The sequence below is a fragment of the Duganella sp. LjRoot269 genome, from assembly GCF_964254095.1.
Lineage (GTDB): Bacteria > Pseudomonadota > Gammaproteobacteria > Burkholderiales > Burkholderiaceae_D > Rugamonas > Rugamonas hordei.
Genome location: NZ_CAXUSL020000001.1, coordinates 2,877,742 through 2,894,355, shown reverse-complemented (window position 1 = coordinate 2,894,355; position 16,614 = coordinate 2,877,742). Strand labels below are relative to the sequence as shown.

General features: G+C 64.9%; 18 protein-coding genes. 11 read left to right on the top strand and 7 right to left on the bottom strand.

Annotated features, from left to right (window positions below):
- Nucleotides 1–87 precede the first annotated feature (87 nt).
- From ACSQ3S_RS13060 to ACSQ3S_RS13045, 4 genes are read left to right on the top strand one after another with little or no spacing between them, the layout of a single operon-like run.
- Nucleotides 88–708, top strand: a complete 621-nt coding sequence (locus tag ACSQ3S_RS13060) for a peptidylprolyl isomerase (protein WP_436142629.1) — start codon at nt 88–90, stop codon at nt 706–708.
- 43 nt (nt 709–751) lie between these two features.
- On the top strand, nt 752–1,246 hold the full coding sequence (locus ACSQ3S_RS13055) for a peptidylprolyl isomerase (protein WP_176653971.1): 495 nt from the start codon (nt 752–754) through the stop codon (nt 1,244–1,246).
- Entirely contained in the window at nt 1,246–2,022 is a 777-nt protein-coding gene (locus ACSQ3S_RS13050; protein WP_436142628.1) for a UDP-2,3-diacylglucosamine diphosphatase, read from the top strand. Before ACSQ3S_RS13055 ends, ACSQ3S_RS13050 begins: the two co-directional genes overlap by 1 nt.
- A gap of 32 nt (nt 2,023–2,054) precedes the next feature.
- Nucleotides 2,055–2,825 carry a substrate-binding periplasmic protein gene (locus ACSQ3S_RS13045; protein ID WP_436142627.1) on the top strand — a complete coding sequence of 257 codons (771 nt, stop codon included), beginning with the start codon at nt 2,055–2,057 and terminating at the stop codon, nt 2,823–2,825.
- Nucleotide 2,826: 1 nt separating this feature from the next.
- Here the strand turns inward: ACSQ3S_RS13045 and ACSQ3S_RS13040 are convergent, their stop codons facing one another.
- Together ACSQ3S_RS13040 and ACSQ3S_RS13035 are read right to left on the bottom strand one after the other, a co-directional pair.
- Nucleotides 2,827–3,579: a tetratricopeptide repeat protein gene (locus ACSQ3S_RS13040; RefSeq protein WP_436142626.1), complete on the bottom strand. Its 753-nt coding sequence runs from the start codon at nt 3,577–3,579 to the stop codon at nt 2,827–2,829.
- A gap of 79 nt (nt 3,580–3,658) precedes the next feature.
- Nucleotides 3,659–4,171 carry a DUF6622 family protein gene (locus tag ACSQ3S_RS13035; RefSeq protein ID WP_436142625.1) on the bottom strand — a complete coding sequence of 171 codons (513 nt, stop codon included), beginning with the start codon at nt 4,169–4,171 and terminating at the stop codon, nt 3,659–3,661.
- Nucleotides 4,172–4,406: 235 nt separating this feature from the next.
- Here ACSQ3S_RS13035 and ACSQ3S_RS13030 point away from each other — a divergent pair, with 235 nt between their 5' ends.
- Both ACSQ3S_RS13030 and ACSQ3S_RS13025 read left to right on the top strand, forming a co-directional pair.
- Nucleotides 4,407–5,942, top strand: coding sequence for a DUF1800 domain-containing protein (locus ACSQ3S_RS13030; RefSeq protein WP_436142624.1), 1,536 nt, complete (start codon nt 4,407–4,409; stop codon nt 5,940–5,942).
- Between the two features lie 8 nt (nt 5,943–5,950).
- A complete protein-coding gene (locus tag ACSQ3S_RS13025) occupies nt 5,951–7,339 on the top strand; it encodes a DUF1501 domain-containing protein (protein ID WP_436142623.1) in 1,389 nt (462 codons plus the stop codon).
- Nucleotides 7,340–7,348: 9 nt separating this feature from the next.
- Here ACSQ3S_RS13025 and ACSQ3S_RS13020 read toward each other — a convergent pair whose 3' ends face one another.
- Nucleotides 7,349–7,909, bottom strand: coding sequence for a DUF1439 domain-containing protein (locus ACSQ3S_RS13020; protein ID WP_436142622.1), 561 nt, complete (start codon nt 7,907–7,909; stop codon nt 7,349–7,351).
- Between the two features lie 33 nt (nt 7,910–7,942).
- Between ACSQ3S_RS13020 and ACSQ3S_RS13015 the strand changes: the two genes are divergently transcribed.
- From ACSQ3S_RS13015 to ACSQ3S_RS12995, 5 genes are all read left to right on the top strand, one after another.
- On the top strand, nt 7,943–8,650 hold the full coding sequence (locus ACSQ3S_RS13015; protein WP_436142621.1) for a DUF72 domain-containing protein: 708 nt from the start codon (nt 7,943–7,945) through the stop codon (nt 8,648–8,650).
- 85 nt (nt 8,651–8,735) lie between these two features.
- On the top strand, nt 8,736–9,107 hold the full coding sequence (locus ACSQ3S_RS13010) for a GntR family transcriptional regulator (protein ID WP_176653963.1): 372 nt from the start codon (nt 8,736–8,738) through the stop codon (nt 9,105–9,107).
- Nucleotides 9,104–9,961 (top strand): ABC transporter ATP-binding protein, encoded by an 858-nt coding sequence (locus ACSQ3S_RS13005; RefSeq protein WP_176653962.1) that lies wholly within the window; start codon nt 9,104–9,106, stop codon nt 9,959–9,961. The genes ACSQ3S_RS13010 and ACSQ3S_RS13005 overlap by 4 nt, the downstream gene beginning before the upstream one ends.
- The gene (locus ACSQ3S_RS13000) at nt 9,958–10,911 is read left to right on the top strand and encodes a hypothetical protein (protein WP_353402489.1); all 954 of its coding nucleotides are present in this window, start codon (nt 9,958–9,960) and stop codon (nt 10,909–10,911) included. The genes ACSQ3S_RS13005 and ACSQ3S_RS13000 overlap by 4 nt, the downstream gene beginning before the upstream one ends.
- Nucleotides 10,912–10,915: 4 nt before the next feature.
- Complete coding sequence (locus ACSQ3S_RS12995; protein ID WP_436142620.1) at nt 10,916–11,647, top strand: hypothetical protein; 732 nt, start codon at nt 10,916–10,918, stop codon at nt 11,645–11,647.
- A 25-nt stretch (nt 11,648–11,672) separates the two neighbouring features.
- Here ACSQ3S_RS12995 and ACSQ3S_RS12990 read toward each other — a convergent pair whose 3' ends face one another.
- The 4 genes from ACSQ3S_RS12990 to rnr all read right to left on the bottom strand — a co-directional run bounded on the left by ACSQ3S_RS12990 (nt 11,673) and on the right by rnr (nt 16,445).
- On the bottom strand, nt 11,673–12,350 hold the full coding sequence (locus ACSQ3S_RS12990) for a YceH family protein (RefSeq protein WP_436142619.1): 678 nt from the start codon (nt 12,348–12,350) through the stop codon (nt 11,673–11,675).
- A gap of 11 nt (nt 12,351–12,361) precedes the next feature.
- Nucleotides 12,362–13,108: a serine O-acetyltransferase gene (cysE, locus tag ACSQ3S_RS12985; protein WP_176653959.1), complete on the bottom strand. Its 747-nt coding sequence runs from the start codon at nt 13,106–13,108 to the stop codon at nt 12,362–12,364.
- Between the two features lie 121 nt (nt 13,109–13,229).
- Nucleotides 13,230–13,976: a 23S rRNA (guanosine(2251)-2'-O)-methyltransferase RlmB gene (gene rlmB / locus ACSQ3S_RS12980; RefSeq protein ID WP_353402482.1), complete on the bottom strand. Its 747-nt coding sequence runs from the start codon at nt 13,974–13,976 to the stop codon at nt 13,230–13,232.
- Nucleotides 13,977–16,445, bottom strand: coding sequence for a ribonuclease R (rnr, locus tag ACSQ3S_RS12975; protein WP_436142618.1), 2,469 nt, complete (start codon nt 16,443–16,445; stop codon nt 13,977–13,979).
- Nucleotides 16,446–16,614: the final 169 nt, after the last annotated feature.

The following is a 16,614-nucleotide window of genomic DNA, read 5'->3' as shown; positions in this document are numbered from 1 at the left end:
TAGCATTGATAAAAACAGCATAGTCCCAATCTGAACGGGGATTTTGACAAGTCGAACTGATCAACACTTATAAACGAGGAAGCAACAATGCAACAAACCCAGCCATCGCTGTTCGCCAAACTGATGACCGTGTTCGCCGGCGTCGCCCTGTCCGGCGCCGTGCTGGCCGCCGCGCCGGCCGCGCCCGCCGCCACGCCGCAAGTCGAGATCAAGACCACGATGGGCGACATCGTCGTCGAGCTGGACCACGACAAGGCGCCCAAGTCGGTCGACAATTTCCTCGCCTACGTCAAGGCCGGCTTCTACAAGGGCACCATCTTCCACCGCGTGATCGACGGCTTCATGATCCAGGGCGGCGGCTTCGACGAAAAGCTCAAGCAGAAGAAAACCAACAAGCCGGTGCCGATCGAATCGCAGAATGGCCTGACCAACAGCAAGTACTCGCTGGCGATGGCGCGCTCCGGCGATCCCAACTCGGCCACCTCGCAATTCTTCATCAACGTGGAAGACAACGACGCCCTGAACTACCCCGGCCGCGACGGCTTCGGCTACACGGTGTTCGGCAAAGTGGTCAAGGGCCAGGAAGTGGTCGACAAGATCAAGGGCGTGCTGGTCGACGACAAGGGCAGCTTCCAGAACATCCCGGTGATACCGGTGGTGGTCAAGTCCGCGACGATTTTGAAGACGCCAGTCCAGCCAAAAATGTAAAATAGCGGCCTTGCCGCATCTTTTAACTACTCGGGATAACAATATGACCAACGTAATCATCACCACCAACATGGGCAACATGACCGTCGAACTGAACGACGAGAAGGCGCCTAAATCGGTAGCCAACTTCCTGAAATACATGGAAGCCGGCCACTACGCCAACACCATCTTCCACCGCGTGATCGACGGCTTCATGGTCCAGGGCGGCGGTTTTGAGCCAGGCATGAAACAGAAGCCGGCCGACGACACGGTGGAAAACGAAGCCAAGAACGGCCTGAAAAACGAGCCGTACACGCTGGCCATGGCCCGCACCTCGGCGCCGCACTCGGCATCGGCCCAGTTCTTCATCAACGTGAAGAACAACTCCTTCCTCGACTACCCGGGCCAGGACGGCTGGGGCTACGCCGTGTTCGGTAAAGTCATCGAAGGCACCGACGTGGTCGACGCCATCAAGAAAGTCAAAACCACCCGCAGCGGCATGTTCGCCGACGTGCCGGCGGAAGACGTGATCATCGAGAAGATCGAACTGGCTGCTTAATGGGCAATACCGGCATGCGCGCGGCCGATGTCCGCGCGCTGTTCATCTCCGATCTGCATTTGCAGCCCGCGCATCCGGCCACCAGCGCAGCGTTCTACGACTTCCTGGACCGGCATGCGCGGCACGCGCAACAGCTGTATCTGCTTGGCGACCTGTTTGAATACTGGGCCGGCGACGACGATCTCAGCGATCCGTTTCACCAGCAAGTCATTGCCGCGCTGCGCCGCGTCAGCGATGCGGGCGTGTCCGTCTACTGGATCGCCGGCAACCGCGATTTCCTGGTCGGCCAGCAGTTCGCCGCGGCGGCGGGCCTGACCCTGCTGCCGGAAATCCACGTGGCCGAGATCGGCGGCCAGCGCCTGGCGCTGCTGCACGGCGACGCCCAGTGCACCGAGGACGTCAAGTACATGGAGTTCCGCGCGATGGTGCGGCAGCCCGGCTGGCAGCAGCAGTTCACCGCGATGCCGCTGGCGCAGCGCAAGGCGATCATCGCCGGCATGCGCGAGAACAGCCGCAAGGACCAGGGCAGCAAATCCTACGAGATCATGGACGTGACGCCGCAGGCGATCAGCGAGGTGTACGCGCAAACCGGCACCGACGTCATGATCCACGGCCACACGCACCGCCCCGCCCTGCACACGGTCGACGGCAAGCGCCGCTACGTGCTGCCGGACTGGGAGCCGGACGCCACGCCGCCGCGCGGCGGCTGGATCGCCATCGACGGCCACGGCGCCATCACGCGCCACGATCTCGGCGGCCACATCATAACAGCGTGACATCGTTTGCCGCGCTGCCTATAATCGGCCACATGGGCACCCACTTACACCGAGGCATACTTGCCGCCGCAGTCCTGTCAAGCGGCGCGGCTTGGGGCGCGCCCCAGGAACTGACGGTCGCCTGGCGCGACAAGCCGCCCTACCATTACGTCGAAAACGGCCAGCCCAAGGGCTTCCTGCTGAAGCGCGTGCACGAGATTTTCAACGTCGCCGGCCTGAAGGCGCGCTTCGTCAACGAACCGCAAAAGCGCATCTGGGCCAACTTCACCCACGGCGCCACCAACTACTGCTCGATCAGCTGGTACCGCCTGCCCGAACGCGAGGCGGTGGCGCAGTTCACCTCGCCGATCCACGAAGACTTGCCGCACACGGTGCTGATTTCGCCGAAAGCGGTCGACCGCGTCAAGGCGCATCCGACGCTGGCCTCGCTGCTGGCCGATCCCACGCTGTCGCTGGGCAAGGTGGATGGCGTTTCCTACGGGCCGGTGCTGGACCAGATGATCAAGGGCAGCAAGAACCAGATCATGAGCCGTACCGTGGAAACCACGCTGATGATGCGCATGCTGAGCGCCGGCCGCGCTTCCTACATGTTCGTCGACCGCGAGGACTGGGAATTTTTCCGCAACAAGGACAAGGCGGTGCAAGCGTCGGTGCGCCATGATTTCCCGGACATGCCGCCCGGCATGCGCCGCCACATCGCCTGCAGCAAGGACGTGCCGGCGGAAACCATGGCCAAGCTGAACCAGGCCATCGCCGCGACCGGCGGCATCAACAATCCCGGCCACTCGGTCAAGCCGAAGTAAATCAGCGCCGGATCGACGCCATCGCCGCGTTCAGCCGCCGTATCAATTCCTGGTTGATGTCGCGCGTGTGGCGCGCCCAGCGCTCCATGGTGCGCTGCAGTTCCGCGTGCAGCTGGTTGGCCCGCTGCGCGTCGCCGGCGCCGGCCGCCCAGATCGCAAATTCGGCCTGGACCGCGAAGCTGTTGTAGCGGCCCAGCGCGAATTCGAACTCCGCCTTCGCCTCGTCCTGGCGCCCCGCCGCCGCCAAAGCCTGCGCCAGCAACAGCGAGACTTGCTCGCCGCGGAAATTGGCGTCGCTGTTGCGGATGGTTTGCAGGTGCGTCACCGCCGCCGCCGCATTGCCGCTGGCCAGCGTGGCGCGCGCGGCGCCGTAGCGGATTTCCAGGTCGCCGGAGAACGGCCCCTGCAGGCAGGCCTCGTAGGTGGCGGCCGCCTCGTCGGCGTTGCCCGCCTCCAGCAGCGCGGTGGCCAGGCGCATCTGGTTTTGCGCGGTCGGCGTGTAGGCGTAGGCGTCGCGCGCCTCGCGCAGTTCGCGGCCGGGGTCGAGCGACTTGGCCGCCGCCGTCACCATCTTGCGGGCGCCGTGGTTCAGCCTGGAATCCGGCAGGTAGATCGCGAAGAAATACACGATGCTGCCCAGGCCGGGGAACATGAACAAAATCATCAGCCAATACATCTGCTGTCCGCTGCGGATCACGTGGATGGCGAAGAATATCGCCACCAGCACGTGCAATCCAATACCAAAAATCGTCATGGAGCTGCTCCAACTCGTTCATCAATGTCGCGAATTGTAGAAGCTCTTGGCTTGCACCACAAGGAAAGTTGTCAATTATTTAAGCACCAGCCGTGGCCGGCTGCTGCAGCCAGGCCGCCACGCAGCGCGCCATGCGGCCGGCGAACACGCCGCTGAACAGGCCGTACAGCGTGGTGACGCTCAGCGCGAACATCCATTGCCGCGGCGCTTCGGGATGCATGGCCGAGAACACCGCCACCATGTATTTGGTGCCGAAGATGGCCATCATCAGCACCAGCGGCGTCCAGCTGCCGCGCTGGAACAGCGTGCCGGCGGCGCGGTTGACCACGATGTCGGTGCCTTGCTGGATCTTCCACGTGATCGCCGCGCCGGCCAGCAGGCCCGCCGCCCAGACGCCCCACACGCCGGCGCCCAGCACGCCGTGGCCGTCCAGGCCCGACAGCGACAGCCCCATCATCACCAGCGGCACGATGGACAGCCTCAGCAGCGTGATCTCGCGGTCGCGGCTGGCGAGAAAGCCGCGATAGCTCAGGAAGGCCAGCAAGGCCCAAACGTACACGGGGGTGTGGGAAATAATTTGCTGAATCATCATCGGCTCCGTAGGGCTGGTTAAGGTGTGACGCCACTATGCCGCTGCCGGCTGCCGTGCGCGGCGGCATGCGACGAAATGCACGCCGGCGGCGCGAAATGCAGCCGAACGGTGCGAGTTGCGGCCACTTGTTGCGCAAAAACGTTTGCTTACAAAGTTCCGGTGGCAAGTCGAGCGGACTCGGCATAAATTACTGAAAAGCAATGCTGACATCCGATCCTGGACGGAGACCTTCCCGATGACGCAAGCACCGACAGCGGCAGCCGCCGCCCGCTTCCTGGCGCAAGCCTCCCTGGGCGCCAGCCGCGCCGGCATCGCCCAGGTGCAAGCGCAGGGCTATGCCGGCTGGATCGACGCCCAGCTGGCCGCGCCCCGCTCCGGCACCCGCTGGGACTGGCTGGTATCCAAGGGCTACAACGATCTGAGCCACCGCAACTCCCAGGCCGGCTTCGACGCCTGCGCCTGGCGCAAGCTGATCAGCGCGCCGGACACCTTGCGCCAGCGCGTGACGCTGGCGCTGTCGGAGATCTGCGTGGTTTCCATCGACGGCCTGGTCGGCGGCGGCTGGCGCAGTTTTTCGGCGGCGGCCTACCTGGACCTGCTGGAAGACCACGCCTTCGGCAACTACCGCACGCTGCTGGGCGCCATCTCGACCAGCCCGGCCATGGGCCAGTACCTGACCTTCCGCGGCAACGTCAAGCAGAACCCGGCCACCGGCGCCCTGCCCGACGAAAACTATGCGCGCGAATTGATGCAGCTGTTCACCATCGGCCTGCTGCGCCTGAACGACGACGGCACGCCGGTGATGGTCGACGGCGCGCCCCGGGAAACCTACGGCCTGGGCGACATCACCGGACTGGCGCGCGTGTTCACCGGCTGGGATTTCGACATGGCCGGCCAGACCGCCACCGTACCCGACTTCATGCGCCGGCCGATGATACAGATCGCCAAACGCCACGAGACCGGCGCCTCCACCTTCCTCGGCAGCACCGTGCCGGCCGGGCTGTCCGGCGCCGACGCGCTGAAGAGCGCGCTCGACATCATCTACGCCCATGCCAACGTCGCGCCCTTCATCAGCCGCCAGCTGATCCAGAAGCTGGTGACCAGCAACCCGTCGCCGGCCTACGTCGGGCGCATCGCGGCCGTGTTCAACAACGACGGACGCGGCGTCAAGGGCAATCTGGCGGCGGTGATCAAGGCGCTGCTGCTCGATCCCGAGGCGCGCGCCAGCACGTATATCGGCCCCAACTACGGCAAGCTGCGCGAGCCGATGCTGCGCTTCATCGGCTGGGCGCGCGCCTACAACGCGGGCTCCAGCACCGACGCCTGGAACATCGGCAACACCAGCGACGCCTCCACCCGGCTGGGCCAGAGCCCGTTGCGCTCGCCGTCGGTATTCAATTTCTACCGGCCCGGCTACGTGCCGCCGAACAGCGCGGTGTCGAAGGCGGGACTGGTGGCGCCGGAATTCCAGCTGACCAATGAATCGTCGGTGGTCGGCTACGTCAACTACATGCAGCGCGCGGTCAGCAAGGGCGTGGCCGACGTGCTGCCCGACTACGCCACGCTGCTGCCGCTGGCCGCCAACGGCCAGGCGCTGGTCGACGAGATCAACCTGGTGCTGGCCGGCGGGCAACTGGGCAGCGCCACGGTCGGCCTGATACGCGGCGCCATCGACACCATGTCCGCCAAGACCGAGGCCGCGCTGTACAACCGCATCTACGCCGCGCTGACGATGGTGCTGGCCGCGCCCGAATATCTCATTCAACAATAGAGGCCGCCATGACCGCCGATTCCTCCCGCCGCGCCTTCCTGCAACGCGCCTCGATGCTGGCCCTCAGCGGCGTGGCGACGCCGCTGGCCGTCAACCTGGCGGCGATGGCCGAAGCCTCGGCCGCCACCGCCAGCGACTACAAGGCCATCGTCTGCGTGTTCCTGTACGGCGGCAACGACTACGCCAACACGCTGGTGCCCTACGACGCCGCCAGCTACAACGCTTACTACAACCTGCGGCCGACCTTGGCCTACCAGCACAGCGCGCTGTCCGCCACGCTGCTCAACCCGGCCGCGGCGCCGGTCGACGTCAACGGCATGGCGCACCAGTACGCGCTGGCGCCGGAACTGGCGCCGCTGCTGCCGATCTTCAACGCCGGCAAGATGGGCGTGCTGCTGAACGTCGGCACGCTGATCCAGCCGACCAGCAAGCTGCAGTACACCACCAGGTCGGTGCCGCTGCCGTCCAAGCTGTTCTCGCACAACGACCAGCAATCGGAATGGCAGTCGTCGCTGCCGGAAGGCGCGTCGTCCGGCTGGGGCGGGCGCATGGGCGACCTGTTCCAGTCGGGCAACGGCAACGCCACCTTCACCTGCGTCAACGTGTCCGGCAACGCGGTGTTCCTGGCCGGCAAACAGGCGGTGCAGTACCAGGTGTCGCCCAACGGCTCGGTGCCGTTCAGTGCGCTGCAAAAACCGCTGTTCGGCTCGGCCAGCTGCAGCAGCGCGCTGCAGACGCTGATCACCCAGCAATACGCCCATGCGATGCGTTCCGACTATGCGCAGGTGACGCAGCGCGCCATCTCGGCCAACGACGTGCTGACGGCGGCGCTGGCCGGCGGGCCGGCGATCAACACGCCCTTCCCCGATGCCAACGGCCTGGCCAGCCAGCTGAAAATGGTGGCGCGCATGATCGCCAGCGCCCCGGCGATCGGCGCCAGGCGGCAGGTGTTCTTTGTCTCGATGGGTGGCTTCGACACGCACGACGGCTTGCTCGGCGTGCATCCCGGCCTGCTGAAAAGCGTGGCCGATGCGCTGGCGGCGTTCTACGCGGCCACGGTGGAGCTGGGCGTATCGAATCAGGTGACGGCGTTCACCGCGTCCGACTTCGGCCGCACGCTGAGCGGCAACAACGACGGTTCGGACCACGGCTGGGGCAGCATGCATTTCATGCTGGGCGGCGCGGTCAATGGCGGCCGCTTCTACGGCCGCGCGCCGGTGGTGGCCAGCGACGGGCCGGACGATGTCGGCCAGGGCCGCCTGCTGCCGACCACGTCGATCGAGCAATACGCCGCCACCTTGGGCGGCTGGATGGGCGTGTCGAACAGCGATCTGCTGAGCATGCTGCCCAGCCTGGTCAACTACAATGCCGGCGCGCGCAAGCTCGGCTTCGTCTAGCTGGCGGCACTACTGCGCCGGCTGCAAGTTGGCGACCAGCATGCCCGGACGGGTGCTGATGCCGGTCAGCACGAACTGCACGCCGGCATAGCGCAGGTCTTCCGGCTTGAAGGTGTGCACCGGCACATCCTTGAGCGCGTTCTCGCCCAGCAGGTTGGCCACGCTGGCAATCTGGTTCTGCTTGCCTTCATCCATGCCGTCGATGACGAAGCGGTCGACGTGCGCGTCGGTGATGTAGACCGTGTTGCGCATGCTGTCGACTTTCAGCCGGCCGGAAATGGCCATGCTGCCGCTCCACGACTGGCGCGCCAGCAGCGGCGCCACGTCGACGTCCAGGGTCAGCGCCACGCGGTCGTTCTCGGCCAGCACCGCCAGTTGCGGATGGCTCAACTCCACCTCGAACACACCCAGCATGCGGTGATGCACGGGGAATTTGCGCTCCAGGCTTTGCTGCATGCGCGCCTGCGGCAATTCCACCTGGCGCGGGCCGATCAGGCCGGCGCAGGCGGCCAGGAAACACAACAGCATCGCGGGCGCGGCCAATTTTACGTAGCGTTTAAGATCGGTCATTTGGTCTTTCTGAAGAAGGCGGACGCCCGTATTATGAACCACACTCGCATCGGCTGCGCTGGCTGGAGTATCGGCAAGGAATGGGCGCCGAGTTTTCCTTTCGACGGCAGCCATCTGCAGCGCTACGCGCAGGTGCTGAACGCGGTGGAAATCAATTCCTCGTTCTACCGTCCGCACCAGAGCTCCACCTACCAGCGCTGGGCCGACAGCGTGCCGGACGATTTCCGCTTCTCGGTCAAGCTGCCGCGCTCGATCACGCACGACAACCGGCTGGCCGGCATCGCCGCGCCGCTGGCGCGCTTTGCCGGCGAGGCCGGCGCGCTGGGCGCCAAACTCGGTTGCGTGCTGGTGCAGTTGCCGCCCAGCCTGAAATTCGAGCAGGCCGTGGCCGACGATTTCTTCCGCCACCTGCGCGACACCTTCAACTGCATGCTCGCCTGCGAAGCGCGCCACCACAGCTGGTTTGCCGATGACGGCAGCGCGCTGCTGCAGCGCCACGGCGTCACCCGCGTGATCGCCGACCCGCCAGCCGGCCAGCCGGGACCGCACGTGCCGACGGCGGAAGCGGCCTACGTGCGGCTGCACGGCAGCCCCCGCATCTATTATTCCGCCTACGAGGAGGCGTATCTGGACCAGGTGGCGGCCCACCTGAAAGAACGCGAAGGCTGGTGCATCTTCGACAACACCGCCTCCGGCGCCGCGCTGGGCAACGCGCTGTCCTTGATCAATAAAACAACATAAAGCAAAAACGCTTGTTTTTTTGAATCCTAGTGTTATAGTTCACTACAACACCACTTCATTAACACACATCAAGGGGTACCCATGTATGTCCACGATAGGCTGGAATGACAATGCGCCGATTTATCGGCAACTGAAGGACAAGGTCGTCGGCATGATGCTGGACGGCCTGCTGAAGCCGGGCGACGCCCTGCCCTCGGTGCGGCAGGTGGCTGCGGATTACCAACTCAACCCGATAACCGTATCGCGTGCCTACCAGGAACTGGTAGACGAAACGCTCGTAGAAAAAAGAAGGGGATTAGGCATGTACGTTACCGACGGCGCCCGCGACAAACTGCTGGCCACTGAACGCGAGCGCTTCCTGCGCGAAGAATGGCCGGCGATGCTCGAACGCATACGCCGCCTCGGCCTGGAGCTGGAAATGCTGCTCAAGCCGCTCAACCCCGGAGGTGCGGCATGAGCGCCATCATCACCGCGTCCAAGCTCAGCAAGTTATACGGCAAGCAAGCCGCGCTGAACGGCGCCAGTTTCACGGTCGAGGCAGGCCGAATTGTCGGCCTGATCGGCCCCAACGGATCGGGCAAGACCACCACCCTCAAGGCCATCCTGGGCCTGACCCAGTTCGACGGCGAGCTGACGGTGCTGGGCATGGATCCGCGCACCCAGCGCGAAGCGCTGATGAACGACGTCTGCTTCATCGCCGACGTGGCCATCCTGCCGAAATGGCTGAAGGTCAAGGATGCGATCGCCTTCGTCGAAGGCGTGCACCCCCGTTTCGACCGCAGCAAGGCGGAGAAATACCTGGCCAACACCAAGCTGAGCCCGAACATGAAGGTCAAGGCCATGTCCAAGGGCATGGTGGTGCAGCTGCACCTGGCGCTGGTGATGGCGATCGACGCCAAGCTGCTGGTGCTGGACGAGCCGACCCTGGGCCTGGACATCCTGTACCGCAAGCAGTTCTACCAGAACCTGCTGGAAGACTACTTCGACGAAAACAAGACCATCCTGATCACCACGCACCAGATCGAGGAAGTCGAGCACATCCTGACCGACCTGATGTTCATCCAGGACGGCCAGATCTCGCTGGCCGCGTCGATGGACGAAGTGGGCGAGCGCTTCACCGAAGTGATGGTCGAGCCGCAATTCATCGCCGCCGCCAACGCGCTGCAGCCGCTGAGCCAGCGCACCGTGTTCGGCAAGGCCATCATGCTGTTTGACGGCGTCGCCCGCCACCAGCTGTCCACTTTTGGCGAACTGCGCACGCCCAGCGTTGCCGACCTGTTTGTCGCGACCATGAAAGGAACCTACGCATGAAAACGATGAAATGGCTGATCAAGCGCGAGATGTGGGAGCACAAGGGCATGCTGTTCTGGGCGCCCGTGGTGGTCGCGACGCTGATCGCGGTGCTGGCGCTGGCCGCGATCTTCCTGGGTCACAACGTCAACTTCAACGACGACGGCGACGCGATCTCGATCGGCAAGGTCACGATCGAAGGCGCGATGCGCATGCGCATCGTGCAGACCATGTCGCAGGCATACATGGCCTCGGCGATGCCGGTGCTGATGATGCTGAGCTTCCTGGTGTTCTTCTACTGCCTGGGCGCGCTGCACGACGAGCGCCGCGACCGCAGCCTGCTGTTCTGGAAATCGCTGCCGGTGTCGGACTTCACGACCGTGCTGTCGAAGGTGCTGCTGGCGTTGGTGGTGGCGCCGCTGATCACGATCGGCGTCGGCACGCTGCTGTCGCTGCTGATCCTGCTGGCCGGCTGCGTGATGATGCTGGCGCACGGCACCAACCTGTTCGGCGCGGTGCTGGCGACGCCGGACTTCTACCTGACGCCGCTGCGCCTGCTCGGCCTGCTGCCGGTGTACATCCTGTGGGCGCTGCCGACGGTGGGCTGGCTGCTGATGGTATCGAGCATGGCGCGCTCCAAGGTGTTCCTGTGGGCGGTCGGCACGCCGCTGGTGACGTCGCTGCTGCTGGTGTGGGCCGAGAAGGCGCTGCACTTCGGCATCAACGCGGGCTGGTTCGTCACCCACGTGGTCGACCGCATCCTGCTGGGCGTGATCCCGGGTTCGTGGCTGGTGTTCGAGGCGGACAAGATCGAGCTGAACCACGTTCCCCATGAGCTGGCGGTGCCGGAAACGATCTTCGGCGCATCGTGGTCGACGCTGGGCGGAACGAGCTTGTGGCTGGGCGTGGCGGCCGGCGTGGCAATGATCGCCGCCGCCGTCTACATGCGCCGCCGCCGCGAAGAAGGTTAAGCGCATGACGCTCAAGCACCTGATGAGCGCCGCGCTGCTGGCGGCCGCGGCGGCCTCGCCGCAGGCCGCGGCGGCCGAACCGGAAACCGCGCCGGACCAGATGGTGATCATCAACGGCACCCGCAGTCCGGAAATGCAGCCCTATCGCTACATGCTGTCCGGCCTGGACGCCTTTGACGACCAGCACGCGCTGGCGCCGGATGCGGCGCAACTGCGCTTCCGCCTGCACACCAAGGGCAAGGCGCCGGCCGGCGCCATGGACAGCCTGACGCTGCGCCTGTCCGGCAAGGAAACCGACATCGCGCTGCCGCTGGCGGAGGATCACACCTTCACCCTGCCGCGCAACCGGGCCGCGGAGGACGACAACGCCGACGTGGTGCTGAACCAGAAGAAAAGCTACTACGGCTGGATGCCGGACGTGCGCAGCGCAGGCGTGCCGGCCAACATGCGGCGGCTGGGCGATATCCGGCTGGAGTGCCGGGTGCTGATGGCGATCGCCAAGAACTACATCCCCTTCCTGATGCGTGCAACGATCAATACGCTGACGCTGACCACGGATTGGTGTTCGTTCAAGGACTTCAAGATGAGCGTGCGCAGCGATCGCGAAATCACCGGCGCCACGCTGGTCGACGGCAACCGGCGGCTGGAGCTCAAGGTCGACGACTACGGCAAATTCTACTCGGTGCCGCTGAGCGACAAATCCTACTCCAACGACGCGCTGATCGAGTTCGAGTAACACCCCGGGGGTTCGCCCCAGGGATTTATTCGAACTGCTTGCGGAATTCGGCGAACTGGGCGGTCAGGTCTTCGACTTGCTGGCGCAGTTGCTGGACTTCCTGCTCCAGCGCGGCGACGCGGCCGCCCTGCCCCGCCGAACTGACCGAGCCGCCCAGGCCGGCGGCGGTTTCTTCGCGGGCCAGGGCTTCTTCCCCGCCCAGCAGCTGGCCGTAGCGCGGCTCCTTGGTGCCGGGCGCCAGGGCCAGGCGCGACACCAGCGGCGGGTATTTGTCGATCAGGAATTGCAGCGCCAGCTCGACATCGCCGACCGACTTGAAGTCGTGCAGGCGGCCGGTGCGGGTGCGGATTTCGCCGGCCGTCTGCAGGCCGCGCAGCATCAGTATCGTCAGCACGGCCAGCTTGTCCTGCTCCAGCGACCACTTGATGCGCATGCGGTGCTCGTACTTGGTCACGCGCGCGCCCGCCTGCGTGATGCCGTTGACGTACTTGCGCTGCATCAGCCGCTGCAGCACGTCGGCCACCGTCTCTTCCGACAACGACATCACCGGATCCCGGCTCGACAGCTGATTGCAGCCGTTCACCAGCGCGTTCAGCGACAGCGGGTAGTTATCCGGCGTCAGCGCTTCCTTTTCGGCCAGCACGGCCAGCACGCGGATTTCAAACGGGTCCAGCACTTCCACGCCATCGGGCGATGATTCCATATCCGGCATCCTTATTCGACAAGCTTGTTCAGTTGGTCGGAATTCAATTTATCACATTCGGGCACGCCCTGGCACTGCAGCCCCGCCGCCTTCATCGTCGCCAGGATGCGCTCGATCTGCTCTTCCTGCTTGACGGCGTGGTTGATCAGGCCGTGCAGGGCCTTCGACAACGGGTCGTCGCCGTTGGGCGTGACGCCGTAGGCGGAGAACAGGTTGGCGGTCGCGCTGGTGCCCGCCGCCACGTCCTTTTGCACGATGTGCGCCGGATTGCCGACCGCCGTGGCGCCCGGCGGCACCGGCTTCAGCAGCACGGCGTTCGAGCCGACCTTGGCGTACTCGCCCACGGTAAAGCCGCCCAGCACCTTGGCGCCGGCGCCGACGATGACGCCGCGCGCCAGGGTCGGATGGCGCTTGGTGCCGGTGTGCAGCGAGGTGCCGCCCAGCGTCACGCCTTGGTAGATGGTGCAGTCGTCGCCCACCTCTGCCGTCTCGCCGATGACCACGCCGAAACCGTGGTCGATGAACACGCGGCGGCCGATGGTGGCGCCGGGATGGATCTCGATGCCGGTGACGATGCGGGCCAGGTAGGAGATGAACCGCCCCAACCATTTCAGGCCGTGCGTCCAGCACCAGTGCGCCCAGCGGTGCATGACGATCGCCTGCAGGCCGGGGTAACAGGTCAGCACCTCCCAGGCGTTGCGGGCCGCGGGATCGCGTTCGATGATGCTGTTAATGTCTTGGCGCAAATGGTGGAACATGGATGATCAGGATGGCAACTGAAACGCTAATGGTAGCGTATTCGGTCGGTGGTTGCTGGAAAGCGGCTTGCTGGGAGGGAGACGGCGGCCCTCGTAACAGGCCGCCGGATATGCGTGTCGCTTAGATGTCCTTGGCGATACGCTGGCGGCGCGCTTCGTACAGACAGACGCCCGATGCGACGGACACGTTCAGGCTCTCGACCGAACCGAACATGGGAATGGACACCAGCATGTCGCAGGTCTCGCGGGTCAGGCGGCGCATGCCCTCGCCTTCCGAACCCATGACCAGCGCGGTCGGGCCGGTGAAGTCGGCTTCGTACAAACCTTTTTCGCCGTCGTCGGACGTGCCGATCAGCCAGATGTCGCGGTCCTTCAAGTCACGCAAGGTGCGCGCCAGGTTGGTCACGGTGATGTAAGGCACCGTCTCGGCCGCGCCGCTGGCGACCTTGGCGGCGGTGGCGTTCAAGCCGACCGCGCGGTCCTTCGGCACGATCACCGCATGGGCGCCGACGCCGTCGGCCACGCGCAGGCAGGCGCCCAGGTTGTGCGGATCGGTGATGCCGTCCAGCACCAGCAGCAGCGGCGGGCCGTCGATGGCGTCGAGCAGTTCATCCAGATTGCGCGCCAGCGACAGCTGCGACGCGAAGGCGATCACGCCCTGGTGACGGCGGGTGCCGACGATCTTGTCCAGACGTGCCGAATCGACCGGCATCACGCGCACGCCGGCGGCCTTGGCGTTGGCCACCAGGTCCTTCATGCGGCGGTCGTCGCGGCCGATGTCGACGAAAATCTCTTCCACGGACGAAGCCTCATGACGCAAACGCGAGGTCACGGCGTGGAAACCAAAAATCATTTTATTCTTACTCATTTATCGCTTCTTTTTACTTTTTGAGACAGGCTTCGCCGCTCGGGGTGCTACCGGGGCAACCGCCCCGGCATTAGTCTTGCGGCCGTTGCGCGCGTTCTCGGCAGGCTTGGCTGCCGGTTTTGCCGCGGACTTCGCAGCGGCTTTGGGAGCCGCCGCGGTCGGCTGCGCTTTTGGCACGGCCGGGCCAGGCTTGATGTTGGTCTTGCGGTCCTTCGACGGCCCGTCTGCCTTCGGCGGCGGCGCGTCGACGCCGGCCAGGCGCAGGTCGATCTTGCGCGACTCCAGGTCCACGCGCACCACTTGCACATTGACGCGGTCGGTCAGCTGGAAACGCTTGCCGGTGCGCTCGCCGCGCAGTTCGTGGCGGGCGTCGTCGTACTGGAAGTAATCGGCGCCGAGGTCGGTCACATGCACCAGGCCTTCGACGAACAGCTGGTCCAGCTGCACGAAGATGCCGAAGGTGGTCACGCCGGTGATGACGCCGGTGTATTCCTCGCCCAGCTTGTCCTGCATGAAGTAGCACTTCAGCCAGGCCTCGACATCGCGCGACGCTTCGTCCGCGCGGCGTTCGTTGGCCGAGCAGTGCACGCCCAGCGCGTCCCACACGGTCAGGTCGACGGCTTTCTTTTCCTTGCCCTCGGCCTTGTCCTTGGCCTGCTGCTTGCGGGTGGCGTTGGACACGTTCGTGTTCAGCACGCTGGTGCTGGCGATCTTAGGCTCGTATTTCTTGCCCAGCAGGATGGCCTTGATGGCGCGGTGCGTCAGCAAGTCCGGATAACGGCGGATCGGGCTGGTGAAGTGGGCATACGCCTCGTACGCCAGGCCGAAGTGGCCGATGTTGTCGGGCGAGTAGACCGCCTGCTGCATCGAGCGCAGCAGCATGGTTTGCAGCAGCGACGCGTCCGGACGCTGCTTGACCTGCTTCATCAGCTCGGCGTAATCGCCGGCGGCCGGCTTGTCGCCACCGTTCAGGTTCAGGCCCACCTGCTTGAGGAAGGTGCGCACCTGCTTGAGCTTTTCAGCGGTCGGGCTGGCGTGGATGCGGTAGGTGCCGGGATGCTTGTGGCGGATCAGCAGGTCGGCCGCGCAGACGTTGGCGGTCAACATGCATTCTTCGATCAGCTTGTGCGCGTCGTTGCGGGTGCGCGGGATGATCTTTTCGATCTTGCCGGACGGGTTGCAGACGATGTAGGTCTCGGTGGTCTCGAAGTCGATCGCGCCGCGCTCGGTGCGCGCCTTCAGCAGCGCGTGGTAGACCTCGTACAGGTTCAGCAGGTGCGGCACGATGCCCGGACGGCGCGCCGCCTCGGGACCCTTGGTGTTGCCGAGGATGTCCGCCACTTCGGTGTAGGTCAGGCGCGCGGCCGAGTGGATCACGGCCGGGTAGAACTGGTAAGCCTTGACCTCGCCCTTGGCGGTGACGACGGCGTCGCACACCAGGGTCAAACGGTCGACGGCCGGGTTCAGCGAGCACAGGCCGTTCGACAGCTTCTCCGGCAGCATTGGAATCACGCGGCGCGGGAAGTAGACCGAGGTGCTGCGTTCGAGCGCGTCGGCGTCGAGCGCATCGTTCGGCTTGACGTAGTGGCTGACGTCGGCGATCGCGACGATCAGGCGGTAGGCGCTGGTGCGGCCGATCTTGACCGGTTCGCAGTAGACCGCGTCGTCGAAGTCGCGCGCGTCTTCGCCGTCGATGGTCACCATCGGGATGTCGCGCAGGTCGACGCGATCGGCCAGGTCGGCGTCGCGCACGTGGTCGGGCAGCTTGTTGGCCTGCTTGAGCGCGGCGTCCGAGAAGATGTGCGGCACGCCGAACTTGCGCACGGCGATTTCGATTTCCATGCCGGGGTCGTCCAGCGAGCCCAGTACTTCAACGATCTTGCCGACCGGCTGCTTGAAGCGCATCGGTTGCTCGGTCAGTTCGACGCTGACGATCTGGCCCGACTTGGCCTTGCCGATCGAGCCTTCGACCAGGATGTCCTGGGCGATGCGCTTGTCTTCCGGCGCGACGATCCAGGCGCCGTTCTCGTTCAACAGGCGGCCGATGATGTGGGTGTTGGCGCGGGTGACCACTTCGACGATGGTGCCCTCCGGCCGGCCGCGGCGGTCGACGCCGACGATCTTGGCCAGCACGCGGTCGCCGTGCAGCACTTTCTGCATTTCCTTCTCGGGCAGGAACAGGTCTTCGCCCGGCTCGTCCGGGATGACGAAGCCGAAGCCGTCGCGGTGGCTGCTGACGCGGCCCGCAACGAAGCCGGTTTCGGTGGCCAGCGAGAAGTGGCCATTGTCATCGGAGACGATCTGGCCGTCGCGCTGCATGGCGTTCAGGCGGCGCGACAACACGGCTTGGGCGTCGGTCGCGACCTTCAGCGACTTCGACAGTGCGCGCAGGTCAAGCGGCGCCTTAGCGCTGCGGAAGATGCCGAGAATTTCCTCCCGGCTGGGAATGGTGTGGGTAGATTGGTTCAAAAGTATTTCTGTAGTTATATTGACAGTATTCAGAGGAAATCCGGCCTGGCAAGTCCGTCAGGTGCATATATATGTCATGACGACAGCCATAGTGTACTTGGAAACGCTGCCCTTGACCAATTTGAGGGCCCCTTCGCAAATTTCACCGGGATTTTTAGAAAATGGCGTT

Bases quoted from the DNA above. Each gene is read 5' to 3' on its own strand.
- ACSQ3S_RS13060 (WP_436142629.1), top strand. From the start codon at position 88: ATGCAACAAACCCAGCCATCGCTGTTCGCCAAACTGATGACCGTGTTC.
- ACSQ3S_RS13055 (WP_176653971.1), top strand. From the start codon at position 752: ATGACCAACGTAATCATCACCACCAACATGGGCAACATGACCGTCGAA.
- ACSQ3S_RS13050 (WP_436142628.1), top strand. From the start codon at position 1,246: ATGGGCAATACCGGCATGCGCGCGGCCGATGTCCGCGCGCTGTTCATC.
- ACSQ3S_RS13045 (WP_436142627.1), top strand. From the start codon at position 2,055: ATGGGCACCCACTTACACCGAGGCATACTTGCCGCCGCAGTCCTGTCA.
- ACSQ3S_RS13040 (WP_436142626.1), bottom strand. From the start codon at position 3,579: ATGACGATTTTTGGTATTGGATTGCACGTGCTGGTGGCGATATTCTTC.
- ACSQ3S_RS13035 (WP_436142625.1), bottom strand. From the start codon at position 4,171: ATGATGATTCAGCAAATTATTTCCCACACCCCCGTGTACGTTTGGGCC.
- ACSQ3S_RS13030 (WP_436142624.1), top strand. From the start codon at position 4,407: ATGACGCAAGCACCGACAGCGGCAGCCGCCGCCCGCTTCCTGGCGCAA.
- ACSQ3S_RS13025 (WP_436142623.1), top strand. From the start codon at position 5,951: ATGACCGCCGATTCCTCCCGCCGCGCCTTCCTGCAACGCGCCTCGATG.
- ACSQ3S_RS13020 (WP_436142622.1), bottom strand. From the start codon at position 7,909: ATGACCGATCTTAAACGCTACGTAAAATTGGCCGCGCCCGCGATGCTG.
- ACSQ3S_RS13015 (WP_436142621.1), top strand. From the start codon at position 7,943: ATGAACCACACTCGCATCGGCTGCGCTGGCTGGAGTATCGGCAAGGAA.
- ACSQ3S_RS13010 (WP_176653963.1), top strand. From the start codon at position 8,736: ATGTCCACGATAGGCTGGAATGACAATGCGCCGATTTATCGGCAACTG.
- ACSQ3S_RS13005 (WP_176653962.1), top strand. From the start codon at position 9,104: ATGAGCGCCATCATCACCGCGTCCAAGCTCAGCAAGTTATACGGCAAG.
- ACSQ3S_RS13000 (WP_353402489.1), top strand. From the start codon at position 9,958: ATGAAAACGATGAAATGGCTGATCAAGCGCGAGATGTGGGAGCACAAG.
- ACSQ3S_RS12995 (WP_436142620.1), top strand. From the start codon at position 10,916: ATGACGCTCAAGCACCTGATGAGCGCCGCGCTGCTGGCGGCCGCGGCG.
- ACSQ3S_RS12990 (WP_436142619.1), bottom strand. From the start codon at position 12,350: ATGGAATCATCGCCCGATGGCGTGGAAGTGCTGGACCCGTTTGAAATC.
- cysE (WP_176653959.1), bottom strand. From the start codon at position 13,108: ATGTTCCACCATTTGCGCCAAGACATTAACAGCATCATCGAACGCGAT.
- rlmB (WP_353402482.1), bottom strand. From the start codon at position 13,976: ATGAGTAAGAATAAAATGATTTTTGGTTTCCACGCCGTGACCTCGCGT.